The organism is Pseudoduganella chitinolytica (genome assembly GCF_029028125.1).
Taxonomy (GTDB): Bacteria; Pseudomonadota; Gammaproteobacteria; order Burkholderiales; family Burkholderiaceae_D; genus Rugamonas; species Rugamonas chitinolytica.
Genome location: NZ_CP119083.1, coordinates 5172692 through 5189306, shown reverse-complemented (window position 1 = coordinate 5189306; position 16615 = coordinate 5172692). Strand labels below are relative to the sequence as shown.

Annotated in this window: 13 protein-coding genes and 2 pseudogenes; 2 read left to right on the top strand and 13 right to left on the bottom strand. The window is 67.9% G+C overall.

Translation table 11 applies throughout. From position 1 onward, the window contains the following. Positions 1–10: 10 nt before the first annotated feature. The 6 genes and pseudogenes from soxA to PX653_RS23110 all read right to left on the bottom strand — a co-directional run bounded on the left by soxA (position 11) and on the right by PX653_RS23110 (position 4802). Positions 11–766, bottom strand: a complete 756-nt coding sequence (gene soxA, locus PX653_RS23135) for a sulfur oxidation c-type cytochrome SoxA (RefSeq protein WP_277415037.1) — start codon at positions 764–766, stop codon at positions 11–13. Then, a complete protein-coding gene (soxZ, locus tag PX653_RS23130; RefSeq protein ID WP_277415036.1) occupies positions 763–1089 on the bottom strand; it encodes a thiosulfate oxidation carrier complex protein SoxZ in 327 nt (108 codons plus the stop codon). The genes soxA and soxZ overlap by 4 nt, the downstream gene beginning before the upstream one ends. Then, positions 1086–1450 (bottom strand): annotated as a pseudogene (locus PX653_RS23125) (SoxY-related AACIE arm protein). The gene soxZ and the pseudogene PX653_RS23125 overlap by 4 nt, the downstream one beginning before the upstream one ends. A gap of 97 nt (positions 1451–1547) precedes the next feature. Beyond that, a complete protein-coding gene (gene soxX / locus PX653_RS23120) occupies positions 1548–1952 on the bottom strand; it encodes a sulfur oxidation c-type cytochrome SoxX (protein ID WP_371876374.1) in 405 nt (134 codons plus the stop codon). Between the two features lie 178 nt (positions 1953–2130). Further along, positions 2131–4305, bottom strand: coding sequence for a xanthine dehydrogenase family protein molybdopterin-binding subunit (locus PX653_RS23115; RefSeq protein WP_277415034.1), 2175 nt, complete (start codon positions 4303–4305; stop codon positions 2131–2133). Continuing rightward, positions 4302–4802 carry a (2Fe-2S)-binding protein gene (locus tag PX653_RS23110; protein WP_277415033.1) on the bottom strand — a complete coding sequence of 167 codons (501 nt, stop codon included), beginning with the start codon at positions 4800–4802 and terminating at the stop codon, positions 4302–4304. Before PX653_RS23110 ends, PX653_RS23115 begins: the two co-directional genes overlap by 4 nt. A 160-nt stretch (positions 4803–4962) precedes the next feature. On the opposite strand from PX653_RS23110, the gene PX653_RS23105 reads away from it, so the two are divergent. Further along, entirely contained in the window at positions 4963–5574 is a 612-nt protein-coding gene (locus PX653_RS23105) for an OmpW/AlkL family protein (protein WP_277415032.1), read from the top strand. Between the two features lie 55 nt (positions 5575–5629). Here PX653_RS23105 and PX653_RS23100 read toward each other — a convergent pair whose 3' ends face one another. Further along, positions 5630–6091: a DUF2244 domain-containing protein gene (locus tag PX653_RS23100; RefSeq protein WP_277415031.1), complete on the bottom strand. Its 462-nt coding sequence runs from the start codon at positions 6089–6091 to the stop codon at positions 5630–5632. Positions 6092–6291: 200 nt separating this feature from the next. Between PX653_RS23100 and PX653_RS23095 the strand changes: the two genes are divergently transcribed. Then, positions 6292–7956 (top strand): methyl-accepting chemotaxis protein, encoded by a 1665-nt coding sequence (locus PX653_RS23095; protein ID WP_277415030.1) that lies wholly within the window; start codon positions 6292–6294, stop codon positions 7954–7956. A 116-nt stretch (positions 7957–8072) separates the two neighbouring features. On the opposite strand, the gene PX653_RS23090 is transcribed toward PX653_RS23095, so the two are convergent. The 6 genes and pseudogenes from PX653_RS23090 to PX653_RS23065 form a co-directional block, all read right to left on the bottom strand. After that, entirely contained in the window at positions 8073–8339 is a 267-nt protein-coding gene (locus tag PX653_RS23090; RefSeq protein WP_277415029.1) for a hypothetical protein, read from the bottom strand. Positions 8340–8353: 14 nt separating this feature from the next. Beyond that, positions 8354–10378 (bottom strand): S8 family peptidase, encoded by a 2025-nt coding sequence (locus PX653_RS23085; protein ID WP_277415028.1) that lies wholly within the window; start codon positions 10376–10378, stop codon positions 8354–8356. 1 nt (position 10379) lies between these two features. After that, positions 10380–11569 (bottom strand): annotated as a pseudogene (locus PX653_RS23080) (hybrid sensor histidine kinase/response regulator). A 5-nt stretch (positions 11570–11574) separates the two neighbouring features. Then, the gene (locus PX653_RS23075) at positions 11575–12180 is read right to left on the bottom strand and encodes a chemotaxis protein CheB (protein WP_277415027.1); all 606 of its coding nucleotides are present in this window, start codon (positions 12178–12180) and stop codon (positions 11575–11577) included. Then, the gene (locus PX653_RS23070; RefSeq protein ID WP_277415026.1) at positions 12180–13010 is read right to left on the bottom strand and encodes a CheR family methyltransferase; all 831 of its coding nucleotides are present in this window, start codon (positions 13008–13010) and stop codon (positions 12180–12182) included. Before PX653_RS23070 ends, PX653_RS23075 begins: the two co-directional genes overlap by 1 nt. Position 13011: 1 nt before the next feature. After that, positions 13012–16521, bottom strand: coding sequence for a response regulator (locus tag PX653_RS23065; protein WP_277415025.1), 3510 nt, complete (start codon positions 16519–16521; stop codon positions 13012–13014). Positions 16522–16615 lie beyond the last annotated feature (94 nt).

Sequence of the window (16615 nt, the reverse complement as noted above, 5' to 3'; positions counted from 1 at the left end):
CGTTCCTCCTTTACGGTCGCACGCCGGGGGATTCCAGCGGCATCCCTTGCGCGCGCAAGGCGAGCCATGCTTCCAGGTCCACCAGTTCCTGCGCGCCCAGCGGCGGCACCTCGGCGCGCACGCCGCTCATGCAGTTGCGCAGGCGCCGCTGCAGGCTGCCCATGCCCTGCCATTCCAGGCGGTAGATCGGGTAGGCGTTGGCATGCGCCTGCGGGATCGTGGCGCCGGCCAGCTTGCGGCCCGATTGATCGTCGTGGCACTGTGCGCACGACAGGTTCAGTTGGCCGATGCGCTGCCGGTACAGGGCCTGGCCCCGTGCGGCCGCCGCGCGCGTGGCGGGATCGGCCGGAGGCGCGACCGGCATGCCGCGCGACTGCAGCGCCACGTGCGCTTCGAGCCCCAGCAGCGCCTCCGATTCAGGCGCGAACGCCGGCGCCTGCTGATTCGCCGTGCGACACAGGTTGATGCGCTCGCCCAGCGTGATGACCCGACCGGCGGCGCGGTCGAAGGCCGGATAGCGGCTTGCCACGCCGCGCATGCCCCGCTCGGCGGCGCCATGACAGGCGGCGCAGCTCTTGTCCGCCTTGCCGGCCTTCGCGTTCCACTGCGCCGCGCCGCCGGCCACCCACAGCATCGCCGGGTTCTGCGTATCGTCGCGCTGCATGGCGCGGGTGGACTCACTCATGAATTCGGCGCCCGACTTGCGCGTGTCCTGCGCGGCGGCGCTGGCGGCGACGAATGCCAGCGCGATGCCGATGCGCGTCATGGCGTCACCGTCAGCGTCTTGCGCTCCGTTTGCGCGAAGCCGTTGTCGCCGCGCCAGGTGAATTCCAGCGTGCCCGTGACGGTCGCGCGCGTAAAAAACGCCAGGTACGGATTGGCGGCGATGGCCGGGTGCAGCTCGGCGGCGAAAACCTGCTCGCCGGCATACGTGCAGGTAAAGCTGCGGATGACGTCCTGCGGCACCGGCTTGCCGTCCGCACCGGGACGGTAACCGGACTCCATCGGATGCGCGATCAGCGCGCGGATCTCGACGATCTCGCCCGCTTTCGCGTTGGCCGGCATATGGATCAGCGCACGGGCCGTCATGGCGCTTCTCCCTCGATGCAGGCCGCCAGCGTGACGATGATGTCCACCGTCTGCTGCCAGCTGCTGCCGTCAGAGAGCTTCGCCACCGCCGTCAGGCGCTGCGACGTGGCGAGGCGAATGCGGGTTGAAATCTCCGCCTTGCCGGCGCGGGGCCAAGCGTGCAGCGGATCACGTCCGCCTCCGGATTCTTTTCGTTGAAGATGGCGATACCGGTGACGTGGTCCTGCGCCGTCATCGGGCTGTCCACCCGGATCGTCACGGGCACCGCGTTGCCGTTGTCGATCAGCTGGGCGATGTCGAACGTGACCCGGCCGGTCTTCGGCGCGGCGTTGCCGGCGTACGCGGCGATCGCCCGCGCCATGCGTTCGGACGTGGCGGATGCCGGTCGCACCAGGACCAGCAGGCTGGCGGCGGCGAGCAGGCGGCGGCGGACGTTCGGCGTGGTCATGGCGACTGGTTCATGGGGCATTGCGCAAGGTGGCCAGGTACGCTACCACGTCTTCGACCTGCTGGGCGGACAGCAGGGGCTTGCCCTGCTGGGCTGGCGGGACTCGCGCCAGGCCGGTGGTGCGGTGGTACGCGGGCATGATCGTGCCCGGATTGATGCGGGCCGGGTCCACGATGCGCAGGCGCAGCTGGGGGACCGTCCAGCGACTCCCGGTACCGGCCAGGTTCGGGGCCAGGTTGCCCTGGAACGGTTCCTGCGGGATCGGGGCCGTGTGGCACAACAGGCAGGTGCCGAGCTGGCGGTTGGCGACGATGGCGCGGCCGCGGGTGGGGTCGCCCGGGGTGGTGTTGGGGAGGGGGTTAGGGAGGCTATCGGGGGCCTGAGCGTTGGCGAAAAGCGGGAAAGACAACAACACCGGGGACAGACCCCTTGCGAAAGCCTGCCACCAACTGCCGGCGACAGTACTGACGGGGTCAGTCCCCTCGGCAGGGGGCGGCAACACCGGAGACAGACCCCTCGCGCAAGCTTGCCACCGACTGCTGGCGACAACTTTGGCGGGGTCAGTCCTCTCGGTCGCTCCCCCGGCCATCACCTCAAACCTTTTTGAGGCTGTGGTTCTTCAGCGGCAGGTCGCGGATGCGCTTGCCCGTGGCGGCGAAGATCGCGTTCAGGACCGCCGGGGCGGCGACGGCGATCGTCGGTTCGCCCACGCCGCCCCAGAAGCCGCCGGACGGCATCAGGATCGATTCCACCGCCGGCATTTCGTCCAGCTTCATGACCTGATACGTATCGAAGTTGGACTGCTCCATCTGCCCGTCCTTCAACGTGCAGGCGCCGTACAGCGCGGCCGACAGGCCGTACACGAACGAGCCTTCGATCTGCGCCTCGACCTGCTGTGGGTTGACGACGTGGCCCGGGTCCGTGGCCGCCACGATGCGGTGGATCTTCAACTTGCCGTCCTTGCCGACCGAGACCTCGGCGCAGGCGGCCACGTAGCTGCCGAAGCCCATCGTCTGCGCCAGGCCCCGGTAGATCCCCTTCTTCGGCCGCTTGCCCCAGCCGACCCGCTCGGCCACCGCGTTCAGCACGGCCACGTGCTTCGGGCTGTCCTTGAGCAGCTTGCGGCGCAGCGCCAGCGGGTCCTGTTTCGTCGCGTGGGCGATCTCGTCGAGGAAGCACTCGACGTAGATGGCGTTCTGGTTCAGGTTGACGCCGCGCCAGAAGCCCGGCGGGACCGGCGGGTTGCGCATCGCGTGGTCGATCAGCAGGTCAGGCACCGTGTAGCCGAACGACGCTTCCGGTCCGGGCGGATTCAGGCCCTGGAACACGGCCGGGTCCTTGCCGTCCTTGACGTTGTTGGGCAGTACCGCCGCCATGATCGACTGGCCCGAGATGCGCATGTGCAGCGCCGTCAGGTTGCCCTGCTTGTCCAGCCCCGCCGTCAGCTTGCATTGCGTGACCGGGTGGTAGCGGCCATGCAGCATGTCCTCTTCGCGCGTCCAGATCAATTTGACGGGCGTGCCGGGCAGCTCCTTCGCGATCTGCACCGCCTGGCGCACCCAGTCGTGCACGGCGCCGCGCCGGCCGAAGCCGCCGCCCAGGTGCAGCTTGTAGACGTCGCACTGCGCCTGCGGCAGCCCGGCCGCTTCCGATGCCGCGGCCAGCGCCGCCTCGCCGTTCTGCGTCGGCGTCCACACTTCGCAGCGCTGCGGCGTCCACTTTGCCGTCGCGTTCATTGTCTCCATCGTCGCGTGGTTCTGGTACGGGTACGAATACACGGCTTCCAGCTTGCGCGGCGCGCCGGCCAGCGCCGCGCGCGCGTCGCCATTCGCATTGCCGACCGCCGCATCGGGGGCATCCAGCCCGGCCTTCAGCGTGGCTGCGATGTCGGCGCTGGAGAGCTGCGCGTTCGGTCCCTTGTCCCATTCGATCGGCAGCGCATCGAGCGCGGTTTTCGCGCGCCACCACGTGTCGGCCACCACCGCCACGGAGGAATCGCCCACCTGCAGTACCTTCTTCACGCCGGGGCGGTCCTTGATCGCCGCCGCGTCGAAGCTTTTCACCTTGCCGCCGAAGACGGGACAGTCCTTGATGGCGGCGTTCAGCATGCCCGGCAGGACCAGGTCCATGCCATAGACCTGCTTGCCGTTCGTCTTCTCCAGCGTGTCCAGCCGCGCCAGCCGCTTGCCGGCGATCTGCCAGTCCTTCGGATCCTTCAGCACCACCTCCTGCGGCGGCGCCAGCTTGCCCGCCGCCGCCGCGACGCCGCCATAGGTAACGGTGCGCCCGCTCGGCACGTGCGTGATGACGCTGCGCGCGGCGCGGCATTCGGCCACGGGCACGTTCCACTGCGTCGCGGCGGCCTGCAGCAGCATCATGCGTGCCGCCGCGCCGCCCTTGCGCACGTAGTCATGCGATTCGCGCACGCCACGGCTGCCGCCGGTCGAGAAGCTGCCCCACACGCGCTTGCGTGCCAGGTTCGTGCCCGGTGTCGGATACTCCGTCGTGACCAGCCGCCAGTCCGCATCCAGCTCCTCGGCCACCAGTTGCGCGAGCCCGGTCAGCGTGCCCTGTCCCATCTCGGAACGGGCGATGCGGATGACGATGGTGTTGTCCGGCTTGACGACCACCCAGGCATTCACCTCGGGCGGCAGACCGTCCTGCGCGGCGGCATTGAACGGGATATGGAAGCCGACCATCAGGCCGGCGGCGGTGGCGGCCGAACGGCCCAGGAAGCGGCGGCGGGCCGGCGAGACGACGGCGTTCACAGCTTCACTCCCTGCGGATGTTCGATGGCGAGGCCCGCCTTGGCCGGATCGCCGCCGCGCGCGGCCACGTGGATGGCCTTGCGCACGCGGTTGTAGGTGCCGCAGCGGCAGATGTTCGTCATGGCCGCGTCGATGTCGGCATCCGTCGGCTTCGGCTTTTCCTTCAGCAGTGCCGCGGCGGCCATGATCATGCCGGACTGGCAGAAGCCGCACTGCGGCACGTCGAGCGCGACCCACGCCTTCTGCACCGGATGCCAGCTGCCACCGCCCAGCCCTTCGATCGTGACGATCTTCTGCGCCGCTGTCACCGTGGAGACGGGCCGCACGCAGCTGCGCGTGGCCGCGCCGTCGATGTGCACCGTGCACGCGCCGCATTGGGCAATGCCGCAGCCGTATTTCGTGCCCGTCAGGCCCAATTGCTCGCGCAGCACCCAGAGCAGCGGCGTGTCGTCTTCCGCCTCGAATTCCCGTACCTGTCCGTTCACGTTCAGCTTCATGCCTGCGTCTCCATGGTGGGCGTGGTCAACACGACAATCTTACGCCGAAAAGGCCCCTAATATTCGTTCGGACAATTTTGATCTGGGTCAAAGTTTTTGCTGCGCCGCATCACTAAACTTCTTTTCAGCAACAAAAACAACATGTGAAAGAGGAAGTGAAATGAAAAAAGCAATCCTGGCAGTTCTCGCAGTGACGATGACCATGGTCGCCGCCGGCGCTTCGGCACAAACCTCGCCATGGCAGGTGCGTGCTCGCGCGGTGTACGTCGATCCGGCCGACAAGTCCGACCCCGTCGCGGGCGTCGGCGCTTCGGACCGCATCGGCGTGTCCGACAAGACCATTCCGGAAATCGACGTCTCCTATTTCTTCACCCCGAACATTGCTGCCGAGCTGGTGCTGACCTACCCGCAAAAGCATGACGTGACCCTGGATGGCCAGGCCATCGGCACGTTCAAGCACCTGCCACCTTCGCTGCTGGCGCAGTACCACTTCATGCCCGGTGCTACGGTGAGCCCGTACGTTGGTGCCGGCATCAACTGGACCACGTTCTCCAAGAACCGGATCCTGAACGGCCAGGGCAGCCTGGAACACGACAGCTGGGGCCTGGCCCTGCAGGCCGGTGTCGATTACAAGCTGGACCAGAACTGGTCGCTGAACGTGGACGTCAAGAAGCTGCAACTGCGCAGCGACGTGATGATCGCCGGCGTCAAGCCCAGCAAGGTCAAGGTCGATCCGGTGCTGTTCGGTATCGGCGTCGGCTACCGCTTCTAGAACGAGTTACTCCAAGCCTTTGCCTGCCCCCGGGTCATGCCGGCGGCAGGTTTTTTCACCCCGCCAGCGCCTGCCGCAGCTCCAGCGCCAGCGCCCGCCGCTCCCCCTCCAGCAGATACAGCCCCACCTCGACCGTGACAGCGCCCGCCGCCAGCCGGATCGGGTCGCGCCGCCGCGCCGGGGCCGTCACGCGCAGCCACGTCGCCGGCAGGCAGTACTGCTGGACGCGGCCGCCCCGTACCTGTTCCACCGTCAAGGTGCCGCTGTCCAGCACGATGCGATCGAAGTCGGTCGCATGCCGGCTGTAGATGACGAACGCGGCCGTGACGGCCGCCATTTCCAGTCCCGAGAACACCAGCACGTAAGGCGCCCCGTGCCATGCACAGAACAGGCCGATCGCCAGCGACAGCGCCACCAGCACCGCCCAGGCCGCGACGGTCTGGCGCGGCGTCAGCGAGCAGTTGCGCTTGAGCAGCCATTCGCGCCGCCCCATTGTCGATTGCCAATCGCGTTTCACAAGGTCTCCCCGGTTGCAGCCATTGTACGGCGGCAGGCCCCCCGCAACGTGGGCAGCCCGACAAGATTACGTTGTTCCCGTGAGACAACATCCGATGAATTGCGGCCGCGCCGTGCGATGCCGGTCGCTTTTGATCAACAATGGTCGCGAGGGCGGCCGCTACGTGCCCCATTTCCATCATTACATCAAGTGGGGAAGACATGTCTCTCGCCAACCTCCGGATCGGCGCCCGCCTCGGGCTGGGTTTTGCCGCCATACTCGCGCTGCTGGTCATCATCGTCGGACTGGCGCTGACGTCGCTGGCCCGCATCGGCCAGCGCACCGACGATATCGTGCAGGACAAGAACGTCAAGCTGGCCGTGGCCAACACGATGGTCGACAACGTGCGCAACACGGCCCTGTCACTGACGACCATCATGGTCACCCCCAGCACTGAAGCGCTGAATGCCGAGCTGGCGAAAGTTGCCGAGGCGCGCACGCGGTTTCACGCCGCCCGGGCCGAACTGGGCAAACGCCTGGATACCGACAAGGAAAAGGCCCTGATGGCCAATGTCGACAAGGTGCTGGCCGACAGCGCGGCGAAGAACGAGAAGCTGATCGCGCTGCGCAAGGAAGGCGAAGTCCAGGACGGCACCGATTTTCTGCTCAAAGAAGCCGCGCCCGGCATGCAGGCCCTGCTGGGTACGCTGGACGAGCTGATAGCCTACGAGGCCACGCAGGCCAACGCGGCCGGCGAGGACGCGACGGCGGTGTACGCGAGCACGCGCACATTGATGATCGTGCTGGGCGCCGTCGCTTTGATGGCCGGCTGCGCCATCGCGTATCTCGTCACGCGTTCGATCACGCGGCCGTTGGGCGAGGCGCTGACGGTCGCCGAGACGGTTGCTGGCGGCGACCTGACGTCCACCATCGCCGCAAGCCGCAATGACGAAACGGGCCGCCTGCTGCAGGCGCTGAAGGGCATGAACGACGCTCTGCTGAACGTCGTCACCCAGGTGCGCGGCGGCACTGATGCCATCGGCACCGCCTCGCGTGAGATCGCGGCGGGGAACATGGACCTGTCGGCCCGCACGGAACAGCAGGCCAGCTCGCTGGAAGAGACAGCATCGTCGATGGAGGAGCTGACCTCCACCGTGCGCCAGAATGCGGACAACGCACTGCAGGCCAACGAACTGGCGCGCACCGCTTCCGAAGTGGCCGTCAAGGGCGGCGCCATCGTCGCCAAGGTGGTCGACACGATGGGCACCATCAACACGTCGTCGCGCAAGATCGTCGACATCATCGCCGTCATCGACGGTATCGCCTTCCAGACCAATATCCTGGCACTGAACGCGGCCGTCGAGGCGGCGCGCGCCGGTGAACAGGGACGCGGCTTTGCCGTCGTGGCCAACGAGGTGCGCGGCCTGGCGCAGCGCTCGGCCGCCGCCGCGCGCGAGATCAAGGAACTCATCACCGCGTCGGTCGCCAGCGTGGACGAAGGCTCGCGCCTGGTCAACGACGCGGGCCAGACGATGGGCGACATCGTGCAGAGCATCCAGCGGGTGACGAACATCATGGGCGACATCGCGTCGGCCAGCCAGGAACAGACGATGGGCATCGGCCAGATCAACACGGCCATCACGCAGATGGACGAGGTGACGCAGCAGAACGCGGCCCTGGTCGAGGAAGCGGCGGCCGCGTCGCAGAGCATGCAGGAGCAGGCGGCGCACCTGGCGCAGGTGGTGGCCTTCTTCCGGACTGGCGGCACGGTAGCGGTGCCGGCGGTGGTTGCCGCCAAGCCGGCGGCCGTGACCCCTAAGCCGGCGGTGGCGAAGAAGCCGGTGGCGCTAAAGGCTGCGCCGAAGTCGGAGTGGGAGGAGTTCTAAGGCCACAGCAAGGGTCTGTCCCCGCAGGGGACCGACCCTGAAGTTCTGCTGGATCCGTAGGAACGCTGCCAAACTTCGGGGTCAGTCCCAAAAGACGGGACAGACCCCAGGCCTGGTCAGGTCTTGACATGCAGGCAGTGATCCGGCACCGGCGCCGGCGGCCCCTGCTCCGACACCAGCCAACCCGGCAGCCGTTCGCGCAGCCGCTCAGTCAGTTGATCCATCTCGCAGGGATCGACCTCCACCAGCATTGTCTTGCCATCGCGGTCGACCACGCGGGCCTGCTCGAACGCGCGCACCACCCCTTCCGCCTGGTCCGGAGACAGCGTGGCATCCCTGGTCTGGCGGATCAACAGGCGGCGCATCGTTCCAGTGTAGTCCATCGCCGCCCTTTGCGTCACTTGCGGGTGTGCGGCGCCAGCATGCCCAGCCCTTCGAACATGCGTTCGAAGCCCAAGGTGCCGGCGGCGCCATTCACGAGGCGCAGCATCTCGACGGCGCGGCGGCTGTCGCGCGGCATCGCCAGCACGTCCGGGTGGCAGGACAGCAAGGCCGCGGCGGCGCCGGTCACGGCCGGGCTGGCCATCGACGTACCGCTCATCACGGCGTAGGCGCCGCCCGGCACCGTGGAGACGATGCCCACGCCCGGCCCGGTCAGGTCCACCTCTTCTCCCACGTTGGCAAAGCCGGCCACGAACACGGCCGCGTCGTCGCGGGCGAATGGCGCCTGCACGTCCAGCGATTCCGAGGACCCGGCGGGGAAGCTGCCGGTGTCGCCCACGGCCGATACCGCCACCGCTTCCGGCCAGCGCGCCGGATAGCTGACGGGGCCGCGGCCGTCGTTGCCGGTGGCGACGATGCACAGCGTGCCCTGGTCGAATGCATCGCGGATCGCCTCGCGCACGGCTTCGTCGCGGGTCGAGCCGCCCAGGCTCAGGTTCAACAGGTCGCAGCCGTCCGCCACGCCGCGGTCGATGGCGCGCACGATGTCGTAGTTGGTCGCCCCGGTGCCGCCGTTGGGGAACACCCGATAGCTCATCAGGCGCACGCCCGGCGCCACGCCGCGCCGGCCGGCAGGAGGCCGCCCCTGGCTGGCGATGATGCCGGCCACGTGGCTGCCATGATCGCCGTCGATGGCGGCCGGCCCCGCGCCGCCGGCGTCATTCTCGGCCACGACGAAGGCGGCGCCGCCGGCGACAACGAGGTCCGGGTGACTGTCGTCCACGCCTGTGTCGATCACGCCCACGGTGACACCGCTACCCGCGTCATCGGGTGCGCAGCCGTACAGCTTCGCCAGGTAATCCGGCGCGGCCAGGTCGATCGGCTGCAACGCCAGCGTCTCGCCCTTGCGCAGCATGACGTCGCGGCGCAGCAGGCCCCAGTAGCCGGGCGGTCCGTACACGAGCAGTGCCTGCAGCACCACGCCCGGCCGCAGGTCCAGCTTCGCCATGCCGCTGGCGTCGCTGACGCTTTCGGCGCCCACGCGCTGGGCGAAGTCGGTAAACGCGACGACCCGCGCACCGGCGACCGGAACGGGCTTGCCGGGAGCGCCCGGCGCGGCGGCGCGCACCACCTGCACGGTCAGTGCCAGCGCCGCACCGATCGCGGCGGCCGCATTGTCCGGCCCGCGCGCCACCTCCAGCATGGGCCGGCGCGTCAGTTCATAGAACACCACGGGCAGCACCCGCACGCCGGGCGCGCGCGCCTTCAATTGCAGCACGTCGTCGCTTGTCAGCGCGGCGAGCTTGGGGCCGTCCGCATGGGTCGAGTGCAGGATCTGCGGGGTGGCGACGTTGGCCGTTTGCAGCGTGCCGACCGACGCGGCCACGCGCGCCATCGCGCCTGCCGCCGCCACCGGCGCCGGTTCGGGCTGCACGGCTTCCCCGATCTCCGCCATGTCCGGCGAGCGCAGGCCGCGCAGCGGCATCAGCACGTACTGCGCCGCTTCCCACGGGCGCGCCCGGAAGTCGGCCAGGCGATAGCGGCCGGCCGGGTCGGGCGGTGCACTGGCATCGCACGCGTCCTTTAATCGCTGCGCCGAGGCGACGATGGCATGGCCCTCGCCGCGCAGCACGTCCTGGAAGAAGTCCAGCAAGGCGTCGATCAGCGTCATGCGCAGGGCCAGCGTGCCGCAGCGGGCGCTGGCCGCGACGGCGTACTCCAGCGCGTCGGCGACCTGGCTGGCCGTCACGCGCGGCTGCCCCGGCGCCAGTGCGATGTCCGGCCCGCCGTCGAGCCAGGCCGACAGGTTCAGCAGGCTGTGGGTGCGGCGCAGGATCTGGCGCTGTTCGGGAAAGGTGGTGTTCTCGGCCACCGCGTCGCAAAAGTCGCCCGCCAGTTCGACCAGCCGGCCGACTGCCTGCTGCAGCGCACGCCCATCGATGACATCGCCCGCGCGCGCCTGCCCCAGCGCCTGCCCCACCTCAGGCCTCCGCGGCCCCGGGGCGCGGCAGCGTCAGCGTGAACACGGCACCTTCGCCCGGTTTGCTCTGCACCGTCAGCGTGCCCTGGTGCGCCTCGGCCAGCTGGCGCGAGATGTACAAGCCCAGGCCCAGGCCGGACGGCACGTCGTTGCCCTGGCCCCGTTCATACGGCAGGAAGATGCGGTGCTGCATGTCCTCGGGATACCGGGGCCCCGGTCGATCACGTCGATACGCGCCTCGGTATCGGTAGCCGACAGGCGCACCTGCACCGGCTTGCCGCCGCCGTAACGCAGCCCGTTCGTCAGCAGGTTGACGATCACCTGCTCGATGCGGAACTCGTCCCAGCAGCCTTGCACCGGCGCCGGCGCATCCAGCTCGAACGTGGTGCCGGCATCGGCCGCCTGGCGTGCCAGGTCGCTCGTCAGGCGCTGCAGGATGTCGCGCAGCTCCGTCGCGCACGGCCGGATCGACAGCACGCCGCTGCGGATGCGCGAGACGTCCAGCATGTCGTCGATCAGGCGGATCATGGCCTGGATCTGGCGACCGTCGCGCGCCACCATGCCGGCCAGCTGCTCCTGCCCGAAGGCCTCCAGGTTGCCCCGGTCCAGCTGCATCTTGCGCATCTGCGTTTCCAGGAACAGCGTGTTGAGCGGCGTGCGCAGCTCGTGCGCCACCATCGACATGAACTCGTCACGCATGCGCAGCGCGTAGCGCATCTCCTCCTGCGCGGCGCGCAGCTCGTTCATCGTGGCCTGCTGCTCCTCGACCCGGCGGCGGATCTCCATGCGCTGGCAATGCAGGTCGACGAACACGTTGACCTTGCTGCGCACCGCGTCCGGATCGAGCGGCTTGTAGAGGAAGTCGACGGCGCCCGTTTCGTAACCCTTGAAGGCGTAGTTCAGCTCCTTGCCGGCCGCGCTGACGAAGACGATCGGGATGTGGCGCGTCTTATCGGTGCCGCGCATCAGTTCGGCCAGCTCGAAGCCGTCCATGCCGGGCATCTGCACGTCCAGGATCGCCAGCGCGAAGTCATGCTCCAGCAGCAGCGCCAGCGCCTCTTCGCCCGACGTGGCCTGGTAGACGACGCGGTCCTCGGCGCGGATCACGGCATTCAGGGCACGCAGGTTTTCCGCCAGATCGTCCACGATCAGCAGTTTTGTCGCCTCGCGCGTGGCGCCCAGGTTGGCCATAGTGTTCATTGTCTCTTCTCCAACATCGTCAGCAGGCTGCGTATCTCCTGCAGGGTCAGCACCAGGTCCGGCTGGCGCAACCTGATCGCTTCGTTCGGCATCACGGCCACCTGCGCTTCGGCCGGATCCTGCACCACCGTCAGGCCGCCCGCGACGCCGATCGCGGCCAGTCCGGCGGCGCCATCCTGGTTGGCGCCCGTCAGCAGGATACCCACCAACCGGTCGCCATACACATCCGCGGCCGACTGCATCGTCAGGTCGATCGCCGGCCGGGCGAAGTGCACCGGTTCCTCCTGGCTCAGCGAGAACACGCCGCCCTCTTCCACCGACAGGTGGTAGCCGGCCGGCGCGAAGTACAGCGTGCCCGCCCGCAGTTCATCCTTGTCGCCCGCTTCCAGCACCCGCATGGCGAGACGCTGCTGGAACACCTCCGCCAACTGGTTCTGGCGCCCCTTCATCACGTGCAGCACGGTCACCACGGGACAAGGATAATCCCTCGGCAGCCCGGGCAGGATCTCCAGCAGCGCGTTGACGCCACCGGCCGAGGCACCGATCACGATCGCCGCGATCTCGCGTCCTTCGAGTACCGCCTGCAGCGCCAGCTTGTCCATCACAGTTTCCTGAACAGCCGTTCGCGCTTGACGACCGGCTCGAAGCGCGGGCCGTAGCTGGAGAAGTCGATGCTCTCCTTGCTGCCCAGGCCCAGGAAGCCCCGATGGCACAGCGATTCATGGAACAGGCCCAGCGCCCGCTCCTGCAGCTTCCTCTTGAAATAGATCATCACGTTGCGGCAGCTGATGAACTGGGTTTCCGCGAACACGGTGTCGGTGGCCAGGCTGTGGTCCGCGAACGTCACGTTCTCCGCCAGCGAGCGGTCGAACAGCGCCGCGTTGTAGGCTGCCGTGTAGTAGTCCGAGAACGCGCGCTTGCCGCCGGCGGCCTGGTAGTTCTCCGTGTAGGCGCGCATGCTGTCGAGCGGGAACACGCCCTTCTTGGCCTTCTCCAGCGACTGCGGATTGATGTCGGTGGCGTAGATGATGCTGCGCTCGAGCAGCCCCTCTTCCTTCAGCAGGATCGCCAGCGAATACACTTCCTCGCCGGTGCTGCAGCCGGCCACCCAGATCTTCAGCGACGGGTAGGTGGACAGTACCGGCATCACGTGCTCGCGCAGCGCGGCGTAGTAGGTCGGGTCGCGGAACATCTCGGTGACGGGAATCGTCAGGTACTGCAGCAGTTCGGAAAACGCGGCCGGCTCGTGCAGCACGCGCGACTGCAGCTGCGAGATCGTCTCGCACCCCATCTCGCGCATCGCGTGCAGCACCCGGCGCTTCTGCGACGCCCCCGTGTAGTCGCGGAAGTCGTAGCTGTACTTCAGGTAGATCGCCTCCATCAGCATTCGCAGCTCGATGTCGGTATCGCTGTGCAGGGGGCGATGGTGCATGTCAGATCCGGTCCAGGGCAGGCATCCACACGCGCAGCAGCGAGTACAGGCGCGACAGGTCGATCGGCTTGGCCAGGTAGTCGTTGGCGCCGGCGGCCAGGCATTGCTCCTGGTCGTCCTTCATCGCCTTGGCCGTGATGGCGATGATGGGCAGGCGCGCGAAGCGGCTGTCGGCGCGGATGCGGCGTGTCGCTTCCAGGCCGTCCATGCCCGGCATCATGACGTCCATCAGCACCAGGTCGATGTCCTGCACCGTGTCGAGTTTTTCCAGCGCCTCGAAGCCGTTGCGGCCGATCTCGACGATGGCCCCCTTCTGCTCCAGCGCCGAGGTCAGCGCGAAGATATTGCGCACGTCGTCGTCCACCAGCAGGATGCGGCGGCCTTCGAACACGCGGTCGCGCGAGCGCACCGTCTTGAGCATCGTCTGCCGTTCGCTGGAGAGCTCCGATTCGACCTTGTGCAGGAACAGCGTGACTTCGTCCAGCAGGCGTTCCGGCGAACGCGCGCCCTTGATGATGATGGAGCGCGAATAGCGGTGCAGGTCCGCCTCCTCGGCGCGCGTCAGGTTGCGGCCCGTGTACACGATCACGGGCGGGAACGACGCGATCTCCTCGTGCGACATGCGCTGCAGCAGCTCGTTGCCCTGCATGTCGGGCAGCTTCAGGTCGATGATCATGCAGTCGAAGATCGTGGTGCGCAGCAGCGCCAGCGCCTTCTCGCCCGATTCCACCGCTTCGATCTCGATGTCCTCGTCGGAGATCAGCTGCACCACGCTGTCGCGCTGGCGCGCGTCGTCCTCGACCAGCAGGATGCGCTTGATCTTCTGCGTGAACTTCTGCTCCAGGCGCGCGAACACGTCCAGCAGCGCTTCGCGGGTGGTGGGTTTCAGTGCGAAGCCGACGGCACCCATGTGCAGCGCCGCCTCTTCCGCGTCGGACGCCGAGACCACGTGCACGGGAATGTGGCGCGTGCGCGGGTTGTCCTTCAAGAGCTGCAGCACCGACAGGCCGGAGCGGTCCGGCAGGCGGATGTCCAGCAGGATCGCGCTGGGCTGGTACTGCTCCGCCATCGCCAGGCCTTCGTCGGCGGCGAACGCCACCAGGCAGCGGTAGTTCATCTCGTGCGCCAGGTCGTACAGGATGCGCGCGAACGCGGGTTCGTCCTCGATCACGAGCACCGTGCGCTCCGGCGGCGGCGCCTTGTCGCGATCGTCCTCGAACGCACGCGGCACCTGGGCCGGCGCGGGCGCGGGCGCGGGCACCGGCGGTACCGGCGGCAGTGGGCCCCGCTCCGGCTGCGGCGCCGGGCGCGACGCCGGCACGGCCGGCTGCGGCGTGGCCGGCGGCAGTTGTGCGTCGGCCTTGTGCGGTGCCGCCCATTGCAGCGGCAGGGTCAACGTAAACGTGCTGCCCTTGCCTTCCGCGCTGACGAGCGTGATGGCCCCGCCCAGCAAGGTCGCCAGGTCGCGCGAGATCGACAGGCCCAGCCCCGTGCCGCCGTATTTGCGGCTGGTGGTGCCGTCGGCCTGCTGGAAAGCGCCGAACACGGTCTCGTGCTGGTCGGCGCGGATGCCGATGCCGGAATCCTCGACGGCGAAACTGACCTGGCCGTTCGGCCCCGGCGCCACCCGCAGCGCGATGCGGCCCCGGTCCGTGAACTTGACGGCGTTCGACAGCAGGTTCTTGAGGATCTGCTCCAGGCGCTGGCAATCGGTGTACACGGTTTCCGGCAGGCCGGGCGCCATCTCGACGACGAACTGCAGGCCCTTCTGCTGGGCCAGCGGCTCGAACGTGCGCTGCATGCCCTGCACCACCTGCTGCAGGCGCAGCTCCTCCGGGTTCAGCTCCAGCTTGCCGGCCTCGACCTTGGAGATGTCGAGGATGTCGTTGATCAGGTTCAGGAGGTCGTTGCCGGCCGAGTAGATCGTCTGGGCAAAGCGCACCTGCTCCTCGTTCAGGTTGCCCTGCGAGTTGTCGGACAGCAGCTTGGCGAGGATCAGCGAGCTGTTCAGCGGCGTGCGCAGCTCGTGCGACATATTCGCCAGGAACTGCGACTTGTACTGGCTGGCGCGCTCCAGGTCGCGCGCCCGCTCCTCCAGCTGCAGCTGGACGTCGTTCAGCGCGGAATTGCGCTGGTCCAGCACGACGGCCTGTTCGGCCAGCTGTTCGTTGGTCTGTTCCAGCTCGGCCTTCTGGTTTTCCAGCGTGGCCTGCGATTCCTCCAGCACGCGCGACTGCTCCTCCAGCTCCTCGTTGGCGGTGCGCAGCTCTTCCTGCTGCACCTGCAGCTCCTCGTTCAGCTGCTGGGTTTCCTGCAGCACTTCCTGCAGGCGCTGGCGCGACAGCGTCGATTCGATCGCCGTGCCGATGTTGTTGCTGACGAGCTTGAGGAAGTCGATCTCACGCTCACCCACGGGGCGCAGGAAGCCCAGCTCGACGACGCCGTTGACCTCGCCGTCGCTTTCCACCGGCGCCACCAGGATCTGGCTGGGCGAGCCGCTGCCCAGCGCGGAGCTCAGCTTCAGGTAATAGTTCGGCAGGTTTTCCAGGTGGACGATGCGGCGGTCGTCCGCCGCCTGGCCGACGATCCCTTCGCCCGGCGCGATGTACTTGGCGTAGTCCTCGTCGTGATTGGCGAAGCCGTAGCCGGCCGTGCGGTGCAGCGTACCGTCCGGCTCGCGCACGTAGATCGCGCCCACGGCCACGTCCAGGTAGCGCGCCAGGAAGCTCAGCAGCGCCGCCGACATCGCCGTCAGCGAACGCTGGCCGATGCCCTGCTCGGCCAGCTTGCTCTGGCCGGAGCGCAGCCACGCCTGGCGCTCCACGCGCTCGGCCTGGATGCGCTGTTCCTCCAGCGCCTTGCCGTACACTTCCGACAGCCGGGTCAGCTCGCGCCGGCCCCAGTAGGCCAGGAAGCCGCTGATGATGAGGCTGACGGCGAGGTAGCCCGTCACCGTGACATAGGTGACGGTCTTGGCGTTGTCGGAGCGCTCGGTGCGCATGCGGTCCTCTTCCAGGATGAAGACCTGGAACTGGTTGCGCAGCTCGTCGAATTCGACCTTGGCGCGCTGCGACTTGATGAGGCCAAGATAATCGCCACCCGTCGTGCGGGCGCGGATCAGGTCCTGCGCGACTTTGTCCCACTGCAACTGCTGGGCGCGGATATTGCGCAGCCGGTCCATCTGGCGCGGATTGTCCTTGACCAGTTCGCCCAGCGTATTCAGCGCCGTCTCGATCTTGGGCTTGGCCAGCCGGTAGGGCGCCAGGAACGGCTCTTCTCCCGTCAGCAGGAAGCCGCGCACGCCCGTTTCCATGTCCACGGCCAGCTTGCGCAGCTCCTGCGCGTTGCCGATGACCCGCTCCGAATGCTCGACCAGAGTGAGCGCGTTCAGGAGGTACGCCAGGATCGCCACGAACACGGCGGCGCTGACGACGCCTGCTGCCAGCGGCAACGTAATGTTGCGGTAAAGAATACGGCGGAAGGTCTGGTCGTCGGTACGGGATCCGGGCATGTTATCGATTGGACAAGCAAAGGGAAACTGCAAGTTTATCCGAAATGCAATGGCAGACGTGGCAATCGTGCGCAGCCGCTATAATCGGCAGCAA

What these genes read in the sequence shown, in the direction of transcription:
- soxA (WP_277415037.1), bottom strand. Translation starts at nt 766, where the DNA reads ATGACGCGCATCGGCATCGCGCTGGCATTCGTCGCCGCCAGCGCCGCC.
- soxZ (WP_277415036.1), bottom strand. Translation starts at nt 1,089, where the DNA reads ATGACGGCCCGTGCGCTGATCCATATGCCGGCCAACGCGAAAGCGGGC.
- PX653_RS23110 (WP_277415033.1), bottom strand. Translation starts at nt 4,802, where the DNA reads ATGAAGCTGAACGTGAACGGACAGGTACGGGAATTCGAGGCGGAAGAC.
- PX653_RS23105 (WP_277415032.1), top strand. Translation starts at nt 4,963, where the DNA reads ATGAAAAAAGCAATCCTGGCAGTTCTCGCAGTGACGATGACCATGGTC.
- PX653_RS23095 (WP_277415030.1), top strand. Translation starts at nt 6,292, where the DNA reads ATGTCTCTCGCCAACCTCCGGATCGGCGCCCGCCTCGGGCTGGGTTTT.
- PX653_RS23090 (WP_277415029.1), bottom strand. Translation starts at nt 8,339, where the DNA reads ATGGACTACACTGGAACGATGCGCCGCCTGTTGATCCGCCAGACCAGG.
- PX653_RS23075 (WP_277415027.1), bottom strand. Translation starts at nt 12,180, where the DNA reads ATGGACAAGCTGGCGCTGCAGGCGGTACTCGAAGGACGCGAGATCGCG.
- PX653_RS23070 (WP_277415026.1), bottom strand. Translation starts at nt 13,010, where the DNA reads ATGCACCATCGCCCCCTGCACAGCGATACCGACATCGAGCTGCGAATG.
- PX653_RS23065 (WP_277415025.1), bottom strand. Translation starts at nt 16,521, where the DNA reads ATGCCCGGATCCCGTACCGACGACCAGACCTTCCGCCGTATTCTTTAC.